This is a genomic window from Betaproteobacteria bacterium, assembly GCA_016720925.1.
Classification (GTDB): Bacteria; Pseudomonadota; Gammaproteobacteria; order Burkholderiales; family Usitatibacteraceae; genus UKL13-2.
Genome location: JADKJR010000005.1, coordinates 93,529 through 109,561 on the forward strand (window position 1 = coordinate 93,529; position 16,033 = coordinate 109,561).

8 protein-coding genes, 2 tRNA genes and 3 rRNA genes are annotated in these 16,033 nt (G+C 54.4%); 4 read left to right on the forward strand and 9 right to left on the reverse strand.

Annotation, left to right across the window (positions count from 1 at the left end; genetic code table 11):
- The first annotated feature begins 6 nt into the window (after window positions 1–6).
- Window positions 7–957 (forward strand): tRNA dihydrouridine(20/20a) synthase DusA, encoded by a 951-nt coding sequence (gene dusA, locus IPP88_08540; protein MBL0122767.1) that lies wholly within the window; start codon window positions 7–9, stop codon window positions 955–957.
- On the opposite strand, the gene IPP88_08545 is transcribed toward dusA, so the two are convergent.
- The 3 genes from IPP88_08545 to IPP88_08555 form a co-directional block, all read right to left on the reverse strand.
- Window positions 946–2,061: a PA0069 family radical SAM protein gene (locus IPP88_08545; GenBank protein MBL0122768.1), complete on the reverse strand. Its 1,116-nt coding sequence runs from the start codon at window positions 2,059–2,061 to the stop codon at window positions 946–948. The two genes, dusA and IPP88_08545, sit on opposite strands and share 12 nt — an antisense overlap.
- Before the next feature lie 92 nt (window positions 2,062–2,153).
- A complete protein-coding gene (gene creD / locus IPP88_08550; protein MBL0122769.1) occupies window positions 2,154–3,488 on the reverse strand; it encodes a cell envelope integrity protein CreD in 1,335 nt (444 codons plus the stop codon).
- A gap of 137 nt (window positions 3,489–3,625) precedes the next feature.
- Window positions 3,626–4,591 (reverse strand): hypothetical protein, encoded by a 966-nt coding sequence (locus tag IPP88_08555; protein MBL0122770.1) that lies wholly within the window; start codon window positions 4,589–4,591, stop codon window positions 3,626–3,628.
- A 177-nt stretch (window positions 4,592–4,768) separates the two neighbouring features.
- On the opposite strand from IPP88_08555, the gene pdsR reads away from it, so the two are divergent.
- Together pdsR and IPP88_08565 are read left to right on the forward strand one after the other, a co-directional pair.
- Window positions 4,769–5,458, forward strand: coding sequence for a proteobacterial dedicated sortase system response regulator (pdsR, locus tag IPP88_08560; protein ID MBL0122771.1), 690 nt, complete (start codon window positions 4,769–4,771; stop codon window positions 5,456–5,458).
- Between the two features lie 161 nt (window positions 5,459–5,619).
- On the forward strand, window positions 5,620–7,242 hold the full coding sequence (locus IPP88_08565) for a hypothetical protein (protein MBL0122772.1): 1,623 nt from the start codon (window positions 5,620–5,622) through the stop codon (window positions 7,240–7,242).
- Window positions 7,243–7,315: 73 nt separating this feature from the next.
- Here the strand turns inward: IPP88_08565 and rrf are convergent.
- The 6 genes from rrf to IPP88_08595 form a co-directional block, all read right to left on the reverse strand.
- Window positions 7,316–7,430, reverse strand: a 5S ribosomal RNA gene (gene rrf, locus IPP88_08570).
- 140 nt (window positions 7,431–7,570) lie between these two features.
- Window positions 7,571–10,774, reverse strand: a 23S ribosomal RNA gene (locus IPP88_08575).
- 331 nt (window positions 10,775–11,105) lie between these two features.
- Window positions 11,106–11,182 (reverse strand) — tRNA-Ile (locus tag IPP88_08580).
- A gap of 4 nt (window positions 11,183–11,186) precedes the next feature.
- Window positions 11,187–11,262 (reverse strand) — tRNA-Ala (locus IPP88_08585).
- A gap of 188 nt (window positions 11,263–11,450) precedes the next feature.
- Window positions 11,451–12,983, reverse strand: a 16S ribosomal RNA gene (locus tag IPP88_08590).
- The 16S, 23S and 5S rRNA genes sit together here with 2 tRNA genes alongside, the layout of an rRNA operon.
- A gap of 377 nt (window positions 12,984–13,360) precedes the next feature.
- The gene (locus IPP88_08595) at window positions 13,361–14,566 is read right to left on the reverse strand and encodes a tyrosine--tRNA ligase (protein MBL0122773.1); all 1,206 of its coding nucleotides are present in this window, start codon (window positions 14,564–14,566) and stop codon (window positions 13,361–13,363) included.
- Between the two features lie 152 nt (window positions 14,567–14,718).
- On the opposite strand from IPP88_08595, the gene IPP88_08600 reads away from it, so the two are divergent.
- Window positions 14,719–16,011 (forward strand): M23 family metallopeptidase, encoded by a 1,293-nt coding sequence (locus tag IPP88_08600; GenBank protein ID MBL0122774.1) that lies wholly within the window; start codon window positions 14,719–14,721, stop codon window positions 16,009–16,011.
- Window positions 16,012–16,033: the final 22 nt, after the last annotated feature.

A 16,033-nucleotide genomic window follows, 5' to 3' on the forward strand; every position in this document is an offset into this window, starting at 1 on the left:
GGCGTGATGTCTGATTCTCAGCACGCCCCGTTCCGCATTTCTGTTGCGCCGATGATGGACTGGACCGACCGTCATTGCCGCTATTTCCATCGCCTGCTCAGCAAACGCACCCGCCTTTACACCGAAATGGTGACCACGGGCGCGCTGATCCATGGCGATCAGCCGCGCCATCTCGATTTCAACACCGAGGAGCATCCGGTTGCGCTGCAACTGGGCGGCAGCGAACCCGCGGACCTCGCCATTTGCGCGAAACTGGGCGAGCGCTGGGGCTATGACGAGATAAACCTGAATTGCGGCTGCCCGTCGGAACGCGTGCAGCGCGGCAGTTTCGGCGCCTGCCTGATGGCCGAACCGAAGCTGGTAGCCGATTGCGTGAAAGCAATGGTGGATGCGGTCTCGCTGCCGGTGACGGTCAAGCACCGTATCGGTATCGACAAACTCGACGACTATGGGTTCGTACGCGATTTTGTCGGCGCCGTCAGTGAAGCGGGTTGCAATGTATTCATCGTGCATGCCCGCAATGCCATTCTCAAAGGGCTGAGTCCCAAGCAAAATCGGGAAGTGCCACCACTCAGGTATGAACACGTTTATCGACTGAAACAGGAGTTTCCGCATCTGACGATGGTGATCAACGGCGGCATCAAAACGTCGGCAGAAATTCACGGGCACCTCGAACATGTCGATGGCGTGATGATCGGGCGAGAGGCGTATCACAATCCCTATTGGCTCGCGGGATTCGATCATGAATTCTTTGGCGCGCCGGAAGGCTCTGTCACGCGCGAGGCGGTTGAAGCGGCAACGGCAATCTACGTTGCCAAACAATCACTCAAAGGCGTGCCCCCACATTCAATCCTGCGCCACACGCTGGGACTGTATCGCGGCCTGCCTGGCGCACGTGCGTGGCGGCGATCCATGTCGCAGCAACCTGCGTGGAGCACACTCCCCTTACCAGGTTAGCTGACCCTGCACCGGTTGTCCGGGCACGGCAAATTTTGATGTGTCCAGACGCTCGATCTGCCGTCTACCCGCACTATTCAAATCGAATCGCTGACACGCCTTGGCAAAGCGCTGCTCGAGCAATCGCGCGAAGATGCCCTCGCCGACCATCCGCGAGCCAAAATTCGGATCGTTGTCGGCGCCGCCGCGCATTTCCTGCACCCGCGACATGACATGCGCGGCCTTGAGCGGGAAATGACTCTCGAGCCAGTTGCGAAACAACTCCTTCAATTCCCAGGGCAAGCGCAACAGGATGTAGCCGGCGGAAGTAGCCCCCATGTTGCGGCCCTGCTCCAGCAGCTTTTCCATTTCGTGATCGGTGAGAAAGGGAATCACTGGCGCGACATTGATACCGACCGGAATACCTGCTTCCGCGAGCCGCTTGATGGTCTGCATTCGTCGCGCGGGCGCGGCCGATCGCGGCTCAAGGTAGCGCGAGATATGATGATCAATGGTGGTAATGGAAATCGTCACGTGGACGAGATTGTGCTCGCTCAGGCTTTGCAGAATGTCGATATCGCGTTCGATCAATGCAGACTTGGTGATCAGGCTGACTGCCTGATTGAATTCAGCAGCCACTTCCAGCACCTTGCGCGTCAATTGGTATTTCTTTTCACATGGCTGGTACGCATCGGTATTGACACCAATGCTGATGACATCCGTTTGGAAGCTCGCTTTCGACAATTCCGATCGCAGCAATTCCGGCGCGTTTACTTTCGCAAATAGCCGCGTCTCAAAATCCAGCCCCGGCGAGAGTCCCAGATAGGCGTGTGATGGTCGCGCAAAGCAGTAGATACAACCGTGTTCGCAGCCGCGATAGGGATTCAGCGAATAGCGAAACGGGATATCGGGTGAATCATTGCGCGTAATGATGCTCTTGGCAGTTTCCTTCGTGACCACGCTTTTCAGCTGGTTTTCGTCGGCGACATCGGCAAGCCAGCCGTCATCAAATGCGTCGCGCTGCCATTGCTCAAAGCGGCCTTCCAGATTCAGCGCCGCGCCGCGGCCCTTGTGAATCTGGTCGCGTTGGTATCCTGATGCATGATTGGTCGTGGGTAATGTCATCGTCGCTCCCGTTTGAGAAAAGGCGAATACTGTATTAATATACAGTATTCGCCTTTCTAGGGGAAATTCTTTCGGTGACTGGGCAGAGGACGCTATTCCGGCAGCGCTTTTTTGCTGGCACCCAGCCGGTACCAATCGATCCGCCGCGTCAGCACCATGATTGCCGCCAGCGCCACGAATAACAGCAGTGATCCCAACATCAATGCGTTTTCTTCAGACAGCAGCAGGCCGTAGAGCACGACGTACAGCAGGGCAAGTTTTATGGCGAACGCCGCACCACGCCGCCAGCCGCCCAGCACATGCGAAAGATAATAGCCAATCAGCAATACACAGGAAACGCTGGCGGCCAAATACGCATGCAGAAAAATGATGTGCTCGGAGAGGCTGACCAGCAACAGGAAAAATACTGCCAGCGCGAGCCCCACCAATCCGTATTGCAGCGGATGAATTCGCAGGTCTTTCAAGATTTCGAACAGAAAGAATGCCGCAAATGTGAGGGCAATGAAAAGGACACCGTATTTCACGGCACGCTCCGCTTGCTGATAGATATTGACCGGCTCGATAAACGAGACATCGAACGCCTCAAGCGAATTCGGCTCCTTTAAGCCGTGCTGCAGTAGATCGCTGTTCCTGCTGGAGAGGTGGGATACTTCCCAGCGCGCGCTGAACCCCTGCTCGTCAATCTGTTTGGTCTGAGGCAGAAATCGTCCCCCGAAATTTGGATGAGGCCAGGCGGCGCGCAATTGGACGACATTGTTTTTCCCGATCGGCGCAAACGCCAGTGAGCGCATTCCCGCCAGATCCAGGCTGACAGTGACTTCATATTGGCGAACTTCACGCGCAGTCAGATCACCCACGTCGGCGTGCAATCCATTGCCGAGTGCGTCTACATTCGTGCCATTCTTGACCGTGATTTCCTGGCCGCTCCAGGCGACTTTGGGTGAGCCCCGCAGCCCTCTCACGTCGCTCAACCCAAGTGCGAGGAAGGCACTTCCAATCGTGAAGCGGGACGCGTTGTGTTCGAGCCCCAGATTGGCGGGCACCTCGAATCGCGCCCGCCAGACGCCTTTTGTTTGGTACACCAAGGTCTTGTACAGGCCTTTATATTTCGCTTCGACGTCGGCCGCGCCATCGTAGGTCAATTGCTCGGGAACCAACAGGATCTGATGCGAGTGCTCGATGATTCGTTTGGTTTCCTTGCCCTTTTCATCGGTGCCCATGACGAGTTCACGCTCAAGATACGGAATCACCAGCAGCGGACCCGCCAGGCGCTGAGGGCCGGCGAAACTGCTTGCGATCGTTTCATCTACCTGTCGCTGTAAATGCTGGCGCTCCGAAACGATACCGCCGATCATCCACAGCGGGACAAGCAAGAGCGCCATCAGGAAACCGATGGATGCCACGCGCAACAAAAGGCTTCTTTGCAATTTATTCTCCGGTGAATTTTATTGGCCCAGAGGACACCTGCGCTCCGCAGAGGAGTTTGCAATGAGCGCAGGCGTCCGGCTCCGAGGTTCTTGGGTGCGTTAGTGCACGGTCTTGCGTTTTGTCCGGCCTTGAATGTTTACAGCGCCCACGCAATTTGAAAGCGCGCGCCGGGATGAATTTCGCGGGTCGCCCACGAGAAGCCTTCGATGCGGGAGTTTGACATCTCAAGATCTACTTCAACCGGCAAACCGAAGACACGCGATGGTCTGTGGCTGATCCAATTAACCCACACCGCGCCACGGGTTGGATAGGCATTTCCCTTTTTAGCAAGGAAAGTCCCCTCGCCTTTGGCTGGAGCCGCGAGGCCGTGGTCGTTGTATTCTTCTGCTGTCTCAAGTGGCAGCACAAAGGCAGACATGCCGTCTCCACTATCCAATATCATTTCGTAGCTGTATGCGATGGTGAACAGATCTTCCGACCTCAGACCGAGAAAGGGACTGGTCATGACGGTACCGCGCACGGAGTGCGACGTCAGTATTTTTGTACGGGAAAAGTGCAAATACTGAGCCGGCGTTAGCCGTTCGTACTCCTCTGCGCTCAGCAAGTAGCCAGACCAGTCTCTCGTCGAGGATTGCGCGTCCAGGCTTTGCATGCGCGCACCCTTGACCAGTTGCACATGGAAAGTCGCCATCTCCACCGCCTCGGCGGGCAGTTGGAAGGTCTGCATTACCCGCACCTTGACACGCTTGCCATCGATACGCACATTCCAATCGCGTTCGATTGCGACCAGTGAAACGCTCTCGCATCCATCGCTGAGCAGTAGCGCACCAGGAGTAGGTAAAAGGTCATTGTCGTCCGTTTCGGCAAGATCGATGCTTTGCGCAATCGGTTGTGTCGCAACATCTTTGACGGGCTCTTTTCGCAATACGCGCGCTTCGGCGTTGCCAGCAAGCATTAGCGCAACTCCGGCGGCGGCGATGCTAACGGCGAGACCACACAGAATTGCGGTAACAAGCATCTTGAAAAGGTCCCAAGCGACAAGTTGCACGCGGACGGGCCTGGTTTGTTGTGACGTTTGCGAGCTTTCCAAAATCATTTTCATGGCGGCCTCCAAGTGTTGATATCGAGATAAGCATTGGGCGCCTTGATGCGGGCAAGACCGGGAGAAGATAGTGACGGGCTGAAGGAGAAATGTGGCGAAAAAATGATCCGCACCGCATCGGCACGTCGCATGCCGACGCGTGGGGTATAGTCCGATCACATACCGAACGGAATCATGATGAAACGCATAGCCATAGTCGAAGACGACGCAGCCATCCGCCAAAACTACAGCGACGCATTGAAGCGCAGCGGTTACGAGGTCGAGTCGCACGAAGATCGCGCGCAAGCAACGATTGCGTTCAAAACCCGTTTGCCTGACTTGGCCATTCTCGATATCGGACTCGGCGATGAAATCGACGGCGGCTTTACGCTATGCCGCGATTTACGCGGGCTCTCGGCAACATTGCCCATCATTTTTCTTTCCGCACGCGACAGCGATTTTGATGTCGTTTCCGGCTTGCGGCTCGGTGCCGATGACTACGTGACCAAGGACGTGAGCATGCCGCACCTGTTGGCGCGCATTGCGGCACTTTTCCGCAGGCTGGATGCGGCGAAGCAGCCGTCGCGCGCGGAGGATATTCTGCATCGCGGCGACCTGACGCTGGACATCAACAAACTCGCGGTGACATGGAAGGGAAGTGAGGTCGGCTTGACCGTCACGGAATTCTGGATGATTCACGCACTAGTGAAATTTCCCGGCCATGTGAAAAACCGCGATCAATTAATGCGTGAGGCCGAGCTCACCGTGGATGACAACACGATTACGTCGCATCTCAAACGCATTCGCAAGAAATTCCTGGCGGCCGATACATCGTTCGATGAAATTGAGACGGTGTACGGCATGGGCTATCGCTGGCATGCAGCCTGAACGCGGGGAGAAATCAAGGGCTGTAGCGGCGTTTCAGGCATAAATGCCATGGATGCCGCGCCAGTGCTTGATTTTGACGATCGGTACCCGACGCTCATGGCGGCATAGTAACTCGCATGAAAACGCCACCATTCTTTCGCAGCATTCGCGCGAAACTCCTGTTGGTCGCGCTGCTGCTTTTGCTGATTCCATTCATCGGCTTTCGTTTCATTCAGGAGATGGACCGCAGCCTGCGCACTGGACAGGAGCAGGTGCTTGTCAGCGCGGCAAGACTCTTGTCGGCGACGCTTTCGGATCGACCGCAACTATTTCACGGGACCAGTGCCAGCGCTGCGACCGAGGAAATTGAGCGCCGACGATTGCTCGCGATGTTCAGCAGCGCAGACCCGGAGACCGCCGCCAACCTGGGCGTTGCGTACGTACCCTCCGAAGACATCGAGCGCGTTCTGAACGTTGTTGCCAATAGTGCGTCGCGGATCTGGGTAGTGGATTCGAATTCACAGGTGAGAGGCCTGGCAGGTGTCCTGGCCAATCGCCTAACGAGCGAGCATGTAGAGCATGAAGGCGACTTTCTTGCGAAAATGTACTCCCGCTTGATACGACCACTTGTAGGGCTGGTGGCAGTTGATTCGAGTAATCACGCCCATGAAGAGGCAGGATTTGCGCAACGAGCGGTGATGTCGCAAGTTGATCGCGCGCTGGTGGGTGAACCCAATGCGCGCTGGCGAATGGTCAGCGAAGGATCCGGCGTGATTCTATCGGTGGCGCAGCCGATATGGCAGGGAGATAGCATCATTGGTGCGGTGGTATTGGAAGAGACGACCGGCAGCAGTCAATCCATCAAGTTTGCGGCGCTTGAGTCTCTGCTGACAACGACGGTGATTGTATTTCTTGTCGGATTTGTCGCTCTGCTGGGCTTTGCATGGCGCCTGGCTTTTCGCGTACGCCGGCTGCAAACCGAGGCCGACGCAGCGATTGATTCCCATGGCCGGATTACAGGGCGCATTTCCGGCTCGGCAACGGACGATGAAATCAGTGCACTTGCGCATACGCTGGATGCAACTCTTCAGCGGCTGGGGCGCTACAACGGCTATCTGGAACAGATGGCGGCTCGACTGTCCCATGAGTTGCGTACTCCCGTTGCGGTGGTACGTTCGTCGCTGGACAATTTGAAGTCCGGCAGTCTGACGGAAGAGGATCGAATCTACGTTGATCGTGCTGGCGAAGGCGTCTCTCGTTTATCGGCATTGATTTCTCGGATGGCGGAAGCGACCCAACTGGAGAGCATGCTTCGAGACACCGAAAGAGAGAACTTTGATCTGGTAAAAGTGGTGAGGGGATGCGTTGATGGCTACCGCATGGCTTACGCAACAACTTCGCCACGTCATATCAGCTTCGAGCCAAATTTGGATACGCCGATTCCGTTTCATGGAATTCCTGATGCCGTTGCCCAAATGCTCGACAAGCTCGTGCAGAACGCTGTCGATTTCGCCATGCCCGGTACACCTATTGTGGTCTCGCTACGCGCCGATTCCCATCAAGTTATCGTTTCAATTCAAAACATGGGGCCGCAAATACCCGCTACGGTGATAGCCAGTCTCTTCGTTTCGATGGTTTCGTCCCGCCCCCACTCGGGTGCCCAAGAGGGCCATCTGGGGCTTGGCTTGTATGTCAGCCGGCTCATCGCTGAGTTTCATGGCGGCAGCATCAGCGCGGAGAATTTGCCGGACGGAAGCGGTGTTCGATTTAAGGTGGTGCTTCCGTTAGGCGACGGCGCCTCCTGAGCGGAGACGCGTCAATTGGTCAGAAAGCAAAAAGCCCAGCACCTGAGGGGTGATGGGCTTTTTGGGGATTGGGTCTTGGCGATGACCTACTTTCGCACGGGTATGACCGCACTATCATCGGCGCAACGTCGTTTCACGGTCCTGTTCGGGATGGGAAGGGGTGGGTCCAACGCGCTATGGTCGCCAAGAATTCTGTGTGTTGTCCGTTCGGCGCGTATTGCGCCTGAGTGAACGTCCAACCGCATGGGGTGGGAGAAGTAAAGAACTGATTAGATTGTTGCGCGCCTTGTCTATAACGCGTTGATCTTTGACGATCACTTAAGGTTATAGAGTCAAGCCTTACGGGCAATTAGTATCGGTTAGCTTAACGTGTTACCACGCTTCCACACCCGACCTATCAACGTCCTGGTCTCGAACGACCCTTCAAGGGGGTTAAACCCCCGGGAAATCTTATCTTCAGGCGAGTTTCCCGCTTAGATGCTTTCAGCGGTTATCTCTTCCGTACATAGCTACCCTGCGATGCCTCTGGCGAGACAACAGGTACACCAGCGGTACGTCCACTCCGGTCCTCTCGTACTAGGAGCAGCCCCCGTCAAATTTCCAACGCCCACGGCAGATAGGGACCAAACTGTCTCACGACGTTTTGAACCCAGCTCACGTACCACTTTAAATGGCGAACAGCCATACCCTTGGGACCGGCTACAGCCCCAGGATGTGATGAGCCGACATCGAGGTGCCAAACTCCCCCGTCGATATGAACTCTTGGGAGGAATCAGCCTGTTATCCCCAGCGTACCTTTTATCCGTTGAGCGATGGCCCTTCCATTCAGAACCACCGGATCACTATGACCTGCTTTCGCACCTGCTCGACTTGTCAGTCTCGCAGTCAAGCATCCTTATGCCATTGCACTATCAGTACGATGTCCGACCGTACCTAGGATACCTTCGCACTCCTCCGTTACTCTTTGGGAGGAGACCGCCCCAGTCAAACTGCCTGCCATACACGGTCCCCGATCCCGATAAGGGACCCAGGTTAGAACCGCAACACTATCAGGCTGGTATTTCAACGACGCCTCCACAGCACCTAGCGGCACTGCTTCAAAGGCTCCCAGCTATCCTACACAGACCGTGTCACAGTCCAATGTAAAGCTACAGTAAAGGTGCATGGGGTCTTTCCGTCTAGCCGCGGGGAGATTGCATCTTCACAAACATTTCAACTTCGCTGAGTCTCAGGAGGAGACAGTGTGGCCATCGTTACGCCATTCGTGCGGGTCGGAACTTACCCGACAAGGAATTTCGCTACCTTAGGACCGTTATAGTTACGGCCGCCGTTTACCGGGGCTTCAATCAAGAGCTTGCACCCCATCATTTAACCTTCCGGCACCGGGCAGGCGTCACACCCTATACGTCGACTCATCGTCTTAGCAGAGTGCTGTGTTTTTGTTAAACAGTCGCAGCCACCGATTCTCTGCAACCTCTTATGGCTCCATCCGCGAGGGACTTCACCTTATCGAGGCACACCTTCTTCCGAAGTTACGGTGTTAATTTGCCGAGTTCCTTCTCCTGAGTTCTCTCAAGCGCCTTAGAATTTTCATCCTGCCCACCTGTGTCGGTTTGCGGTACGGTCCTGTTCAACTGAAGCTTAGTGGCTTTTCCTGGAAGCTTGGTATCTGCAACTTCGCTCTCTAAGAGAACTCGTTATCACGCCTCATCTAAGCCGCCCGGATTTGCCTAGGCAGCACGACTACACGCTTGAACCGGGACGTCCAACACCCGGCTTGCATAACCTTCTCCGTCCCCACATCGCATTGAACAGTGGTGCTGGAATATTAACCAGCTTCCCATCAGATACGGCTTTCGCCCTCTCCTTAGGGGCCGACTCACCCTGCGCCGATGAACGTTGCGCAGGAAACCTCGGGCTTTCGGCGAGGGTGCTTTTCACACCCTTTATCGCTACTCATGTCAGCATTCGCACTTCCGATATCTCCAACACACCTCTCGATGCATCTTCACAGACCTACGGAACGCTCTCCTACCATCTGTACATCCCCCTTAATTCACTAGTCTCGCTTTCAACACCATTTCGATCAGTGTTGCGCGCTTTGTCAGGTGAATCGCTTCGCGATCCGCCGACAGCTTGTGCCAATAAATTAAGGTGGGATGTACAAATCCACAGCTTCGGTACACAGTTTAGCCCCGTTACATCTTCCGCGCAGGACGACTCGATCAGTGAGCTATTACGCTTTCTTTAAATGATGGCTGCTTCTAAGCCAACATCCTGACTGTTTTAGCCTTCCCACTTCGTTTTCCACTTAACTGTGTTTGGGGACCTTAGCTGGTGGTCTGGGTTGTTTCCCTCTTGACGTCGGACGTTAGCACCCGGCGTCTGTCTCCCAAGCTCGCACTCATCGGTATTCGGAGTTTGCCTTGGTTTGGTAGACCTAAACGGCCCCCTAGCCAAAACAGCGCTCTACCCCGATGGTGATACTTGAGGCACTACCTAAATAGTTTTCGGAGAGAACCAGCTATTTCCGGATTTGTTTAGCCTTTCACCCCTATCCACAGCTCATCCCCTAACTTTTCAACGTTAGTGGGTTCGGACCTCCAGTACCTGTTACGGCACCTTCATCCTGGCCATGGATAGATCATCCGGTTTCGGGTCTACGCTTTGCAACTAGTCGCCCTTATCAGACTCGCTTTCGCTACGCCTTCCCTATGCGGTTAAGCTCGCTACAAAACGTAAGTCGCTGACCCATTATACAAAAGGTACGCCGTCACCCTGCTTGATTAGCCCTCGACGGGCTAATCAAGCAGGCTGCCAACATTGCGCTTCGCGCAATGCCGTCACCACTCAACTAACTCGATCGAGTTATGCATCCAAACAAAGAAATTGTCTTTCGTTCGAACACATTTCACTCCCCTCATAAATCTTTTGTCGTGTCTCGCGCTACGCGCTCGGACGACAAAGAACCCCTGAGGTAAAGACTAATAAAGCAGGGCTCCGACTGTTTGTATGCATGCGGTTTCAGGATCTATTTCACTCCCCTCCCGGGGTTCTTTTCGCCTTTCCCTCACGGTACTGGTTCACTATCGGTCGATTACGAGTATTTAGCCTTGGAGGATGGTCCCCCATCTTCAGACAGGATTTCACGTGTCCCGCCCTACTTGTTGCAATCCTAGTTCTGCTCCTGATCCTTCACGTACGGGGCTATCACCCACTATGGCCGGCTTTTCCAAACCGTTCCGCTAAATCAGAAGTTAAAGACTGCTGGCTGGTCCCATTTCGCTCGCCACTACTCTGGGAATCTCGGTTGATTTCTATTCCTATGGCTACTTAGATGTTTCAGTTCACCACGTTCGCTCCTTGGACCCTATGTATTCAGGTCCAGGTACCCTTGCGGGTGGGTTTCCCCATTCAGACATCTTCGGATCAAAGCTCATTTGCCAGCTCCCCGAAGCTTTTCGCAGGCTATCGCGTCTTTCATCGCCTGTAATCGCCAAGGCATCCACCACATGCACTTATTCACTTGACTCTATAACGTTAAGCTCTCCTGACATTACCTGAAGAACCACGCCATACAATCGCGCTTGTTACCCCCACCCCTCGAGAACTCACTTCTTTAAAGGATGACGGTCGATACAATCTAACCCCGCATTTTTCATCCACAAGCCCAACTACGACTCATGCATGCCTAATGCGTTTTCTTTACTTCTCCACTTTTTTAAAGAACAAGAAACCTTCAACGCTATAAGCATTGAGCACTAAACATTCAACATCTGTCCGTTGAACATCCACTGCTAAATACTCCAGGGGTTTTCAATCCGCCTCACCGCAGGTGCTTGTGATGCCCCACCGCAGGGTGATGGTGGGTCTGGTTGGTCTCGAACCAACGACCCCCGCCTTATCAAGACGGTGCTCTAACCAACTGAGCTACAGACCCAACTTGGTGGAGGATGACGGGATCGAACCGACGACCCCCTGCTTGCAAAGCAGGTGCTCTCCCAGCTGAGCTAATCCCCCGATACATTCAAACAAAAGTAAAACCCTACTTTTGTTTGGGCTGGTCAGTTAAAAATCACTGGCAGAGCCAGATGATTTTTGTCATGACAAAACCAAAGCGTCGTCGCGCAACCGTGCAGACCTTGTTTCCGGTTTCTACTCATTAACAACCGATAAAGGTGGACACCAAACGCTTCAGTTCACTCTAGAAAGGAGGTGATCCAGCCGCACCTTCCGATACGGCTACCTTGTTACGACTTCACCCCAGTCACGAATCCTACCGTGGTAACCGGCCCCCTTGCGGTTAGCCTAGCTACTTCTGGTAAAACCCGCTCCCATGGTGTGACGGGCGGTGTGTACAAGGCCCGGGAACGTATTCACCGCGACATGCTGATCCGCGATTACTAGCGATTCCGACTTCACGTAGTCGAGTTGCAGACTACGATCCGGACTACGATCGGCTTTCTGAGATTGGCTCCCCCTCGCGGGTTGGCGACCCTCTGTACCGACCATTGTATGACGTGTGAAGCCCTACGCATAAGGGCCATGAGGACTTGACGTCATCCCCACCTTCCTCCGGTTTGTCACCGGCAGTCTCATTAGAGTGCCCAACTAAATGTAGCAACTAATGACAAGGGTTGCGCTCGTTGCGGGACTTAACCCAACATCTCACGACACGAGCTGACGACAGCCATGCAGCACCTGTGTTCCGATTCTCTTTCGAGCACTCCCAAATCTCTTCGGGATCTCGGACATGTCAAGCGTAGGTAAGGTTTTTCGCGTTGCATCGAATTAATCCACATCATCCACCGCTTGTGCGGGCCCCGTCAATTCCTTTGAGTTTTAATCTTGCGACCGTACTCCCCAGGCGGTCAACTTCACGCGTTAGCTTCGTTACTAAGAGAATAAATCCCCCAACAACCAGTTGACATCGTTTAGGGCGTGGACTACCAGGGTATCTAATCCTGTTTGCTCCCCACGCTTTCGTGCATGAGCGTCAGTATTGACCCAGAGACCTGCCTTCGCCATCGGTATTCCTCCTGATATCTACGCATTTCACTGCTACACCAGGAATTCTAGTCTCCTCTGCCATACTCCAGCCTTACAGTCCCAAATGCCATTCCCAGGTTGAGCCCGGGGCTTTCACATCTGGCTTATAAAACCGCCTGCGCACGCTTTACGCCCAGTAATTCCGATTAACGCTCGCACCCTACGTATTACCGCGGCTGCTGGCACGTAGTTAGCCGGTGCTTATTCTTCCGGTACCGTCAGTAGTCTCACGTATTAGGTGAAACCGTTTCGTCCCGAACAAAAGAGCTTTACAACCCGAAGGCCTTCTTCACTCACGCGGAATGGCTGGATCAGGGTTGCCCCCATTGTCCAAAATTCCCCACTGCTGCCTCCCGTAGGAGTCTGGGCCGTGTCTCAGTCCCAGTGTGGCTGATCATCCTCTCAGACCAGCTACAGATCGTCGCCATGGTAAGCCTTTACCTCACCATCTAGCTAATCTGATATCGGCCGCTCCTAAAGCGTGAGGTCTTGCGATCCCCCACTTTCCAGTCTCCTGCGTATGCGGTATTAGCCTAACTTTCGCTAGGTTGTCCCCCACTTATGGATACGTTCCGATATGTTACTCACCCGTTCGCCGCTCGCCGCCAGGTTGCCCCGCGCTGCCGCTCGACTTGCATGTGTAAAGCATTCCGCCAGCGTTCAATCTGAGCCAGGATCAAACTCTTCAGTTTAATACCTGTTTGTTTCAACGTTTAGCCCTGAGGCCAAACGCCTAATCACTCAAAGTCATCAACAGGTATATGTTTCCATTTACCTATCAATATTTACTTCTTGTGAGCACTTCGATATGTTGAGTTCAAACCCTAAATCAACCTCCAGCCAGATTATCAATCCAGCCTTCCGCAATCACCCTTTCAGGCAACCACCCGTCAACCCAGGGCACCTCCACATCCCGTGCCCACCTTTATCGGTTGTCAAATTTTTAAAGAACAATTCCACCGGCACATTGCAGCTTGTGCGTTTTGTGGAGGATTCGCATTATGCGGCCTTCCGGAAACGTGGTCAAGTCTTTTTGCCAAATATCTTCATGCCCGGTGCGAAAAAAATACTATCGAAGCGTGACGCGAGCGAACCGGCGTTTACCAACCTGTGCCACTACGGTGGCACCTTTTGCGATAGTAAGCGCTCTGTCACTGACCCTTTCACCATCGAGCTTGACGCCGCCCTGTTCAATCATCCGCAGAGCTTCTGAAGTGCTGGGCGTCAGGCCGGCCTGTTTCATTAGCTGGGCAATGCCCAAGCCAGCTTCTGAAACGTCGATTGTGACTTCCGGCATTTCGTCCGGAATGCCCCCATGATGGCGCGACTCGAAATCCTGTAAAGCCGCAACGGCAGCCGCTTGCGAATGGAATCGCGCGACGATTTCCTGTGCAAATCCAACCTTGATATCGCGTGGGTTCCGTCCACCCTCAACCTCGCCCCTCCAACCAGCAATGATGTCAATTGGCTGGAACGACAACAGCTCTATGTACTTCCACATCATCACATCGGTGATAGACATGAGCTTGCCGAACATCTCGCTGGGCGTATCGGTGATGCCTACGTAGTTATTCTTGGACTTCGACATCTTCTCCACACCGTCCAGCCCTTCCAAAAGTGGCATGGTGAGGATGCACTGTTGCTCCTGTCCGTATTGTTTCTGTAACTCGCGACCCACGAGCAGATTGAACTTCTGGTCCGTGCCGCCCAGTTCAACATCCGCTTTCAGCGCGACCGAGTCATAGCCCTGCATCAGCGGATACAGGAACTCATGCACAGAAATCGGAATATTTCCCTTGAAACGCATGGTGAAATCGTCTCGTTCGAGCATGCGCGCGACAGTCCATCGTGAGGCCAACTGAATCATGCCGCGCGCGCCTAGCGGGTCGCACCACTCCGAGTTGTAGCGTATCTCGGTTTGTTCCGCGTTCAATACCATGCTGGCCTGCGCGAAATATGTCTGGGCATTCGCTTCAATCTGTTCGCGATTCAGCGGTGGTCGGGTCGTGTTGCGTCCACTCGGGTCACCGATCATCGAGGTAAAGTCGCCAATCAGGAAGATCACCGTATGCCCCAGGTCCTGAAACTGGCGTAATTTGTTCAAGACAACCGTATGCCCAAGATGAAGATCAGGGGCAGTTGGGTCCAGCCCAAGCTTGATGCGCAGTTTGCGCCCGCTTTCCAGCTTCTTTCTCATGTCAGCATCCAGAATCAGCTCGTGGGCGCCGCGCTTGATGATGGCCAACGCACCATCGACATCGGTAATTTCGCTCATGTTTTCGGTTTCTAAGTGTGAGAGGCGCCGTCAAGGCTTTTCTGTTATTCTTCAAAGCCTTGCAGATACGAGAACGACAAAATCCTCAGGACAGCATGACATTCGCAGAATTCAAAATCTTAGCTCAAAAGCATGGTCTCGGCCTGTGGCATATGCTTCAAGGCGTTCAGGCCAAGCGCGGACTCACCGCTGTCATCGTGCTATTCGCTTTGCCGATATTCGGTGTATTGACGGCATTCGGCGTCTCCTCGGACAGTCAGCTCGATCGTATCGAGCGGCACGACATTACTGAAAACCTCGCCCTGCCCAAACCGGAAGAAGATGCGCTCGCATTAAGTGAGCGCATGCAATTTCGCGCCAGTGACCGTGTACAGCGCGGCGATACCGTCGCCGTCCTGCTTCAGCGACTGAATGTCAATGACAATGCCGCATTCAATTTCCTGCGCACGGACAAATCGGCACGAAGCATTTTTCAGCTGCGTCCCGGTCGCACCGTGCAAGCCGTCACTGATGCCGACGGCGCGCTTCAGGCATTTACCTATCTGCACAGCCACGATCAATTTCTACAGGTGACGCGGCAGGACAAGACATTTATTGCCAAGGAAATGACCATCGCGCCGACCATTCAGCGCGTCTACAAGTCAGGCACAATCCGTTCTTCGCTTTACGGCGCGACGGACACGGCAGGCATTCCTGACATGGTCGCCAACCAGATGGCGCGCATCCTGTCGACCGACATCGATTTTCATATCGATTTGCGTAAGGGCGACCGCTTCAGTGTCGTCTATGAAATGCTCTATCATGAGGGAGAGTATCTGCGGCCGGGCCGGGTACTCTCCGCCGAGTTTACTAACGCGGGCAAAACATACGAAGCGTATCTGTTCACCGACGGCGAAGGCAACGATGGATACTATTCAGCTGACGGGCAGAATCGCGCAAAGTCGTTTCTGCGCTCCGCACTCGCGTTCTCTCGAGTGTCGTCGGGTTTCGGTGGTCGCTTTCATCCGCTCCTGAAAAATTGGCGTCAGCATACCGGCGTCGATTTCGCCGCACCACGAGGCACACCGATCTGGTCAACCGCCGATGGCACGGTCGAGTATGCCGGCGTCAAGGGCGGGTACGGTAATGTCATCGAGGTCCGTCATAGCGGTGGCATCACGACTTTGTATGGCCATTTGTCCGGATTTGGCTCGGGCATTCGTCGCGGCACTCGAGTGAGCCAAGGGCAAACGATCGGCTACGTTGGGGCAACCGGGTGGGCCACGGGTCCGCATTTGCACTACGAATTCAAAGTTTCCGGCATCCACCAGGATCCGCAACGCGTCGCCCTGCCAAAGGCTGAGCCACTGGACCAGAAATACCTCACCGCTTTCAAGCAAACCGCCACGCAACAAGGTGAACAGTTGGCCTTGCTGCGCGACACCCGCTTCGGCCAGTTTGAATAGTCGTTCGTTCTACATCGGCATT